The 1,525-nt window shown below is 67.1% G+C and carries 1 protein-coding gene; it reads left to right on the top strand.

Annotated features, from left to right (window positions below; translation table 11 throughout):
* On the top strand, positions 1–1,525 hold a 1,525-nt coding region (locus tag TSH64_RS12335), incomplete at both ends, for a hypothetical protein (RefSeq protein WP_199237546.1).

Below are 1,525 nucleotides of genomic sequence, written 5' to 3'. Positions count from 1 at the left end.
TTCGGTGACGCAGACCCTGGCGGTGACCGTCAACCCGGTGACCGACACCCCGACCCTGTCCGTGTCCGCCGCCCGTGGTGACGAAGACACCGCGATTCCGCTGACGATCAGCCCGGCGCTGACCGACACCGACGGGTCGGAGACGCTGACCATCCGGATTTCCGGCGTTCCGGCGGGAGCGACGTTGAGCGCCGGCACCTCGGTCACCGAAAGCAACAGCACCACCACCTGGACGCTGACGCCCCAGCAGCTTGCCGGGTTGAAGATCACGCCGCCGTCGAACAGCGACGTTGATTTCAATCTGACCGTCACCGCAATCGCCAAGGATGGTAGCGCGCCGGTCGCGACGACGACGCAGACCCTGCACGTCACCGTCGACCCGGTCACCGACACGCCGACCCTGTCCGTCTCCGCGGCGAGCGGCAATGAAGACACGGCGATTGCGCTGACGATCACCCCGGCGCTGACCGATCTGGACGGATCGGAGGTGCTGACCATCACCATCAGCGGCATTCCGGCCGGAGCAACGCTCGCCAACACGCTGAACGGCACGCTGACGGTCAGCAACGGCTCGATCACGCTGACGCCCGACCAGCTGGCCGGCCTCAAGATCACGCCGCCGGTGAACAGCGACGACGACTTCACCCTGACCGTCACCGCGACGGCCAAGGATGGCGTCGCCACTCCGGTCAGCGTCAGCGCACCGCTGGTGGTTACCGTCAATCCGGTGACCGACACCCCGACGCTGAGCGTCACTGCTGCGACCGGCAACGAAGACACCGCCATTGCGCTGACGATCAACCCGGCCCTGACCGACACCGACGGGTCGGAGACGCTGACGGTGACCATCAGCGGCATTCCGGCCGGTGCAACGCTCGCCAACACGCTGAACGGGACGCTGACCGTCACCAACGGCACGATCACGCTGAACCCAAATCAGCTTGCCGGGCTCAAGATCACGCCTCCGCTGAACAGCGACGCGGATTTCGACCTGACAGTCACCGCGACCGCCAAGGACGGCACAGCGCCGGTCGCGACGACGACGCAGACCCTGCATGTCACCGTCGACCCGGTGACGGACACGCCGACGCTGAGTGTCACTGCTGCGAGCGGCAACGAAGACACGGCGATTGCGCTGTCGATCAGCCCGGCGCTGACCGATACCGACGGGTCGGAGACGCTGACGATCACCATCAGCGGCATCCCGGCCGGCGCGATCCTCGCCAACACGCTGAACGGCACGCTGACGGTCAGCAACGGCTCGATCACGCTGAACCCCGACCAGCTTGCCGGGCTCAAGATCACGCCGCCGTCGAACAGCGACGTGGATTTCGACCTGACCGTCACCGCGACGGCCAAGGATGGCGTCGCCGCCCCGGTTTCGGTGACGCAGACCCTGGCGGTGACCGTCAACCCGGTGACCGACACCCCGACCCTGTCCGTGTCCGCCGCCCGCGGCGATGAAGACACCGCGATTCCGCTGACGATCAGCCCGGCCCTGACCGACACCGACGGGTCGGAGACC

It is taken from the genome of Azospirillum sp. TSH64, from assembly GCF_003116035.1.
Taxonomy (GTDB): Bacteria; Pseudomonadota; Alphaproteobacteria; order Azospirillales; family Azospirillaceae; genus Azospirillum.
Note: the sequence above shows the minus strand (reverse complement) of the source record. Positions and strands in the feature narration are given on the sequence as shown.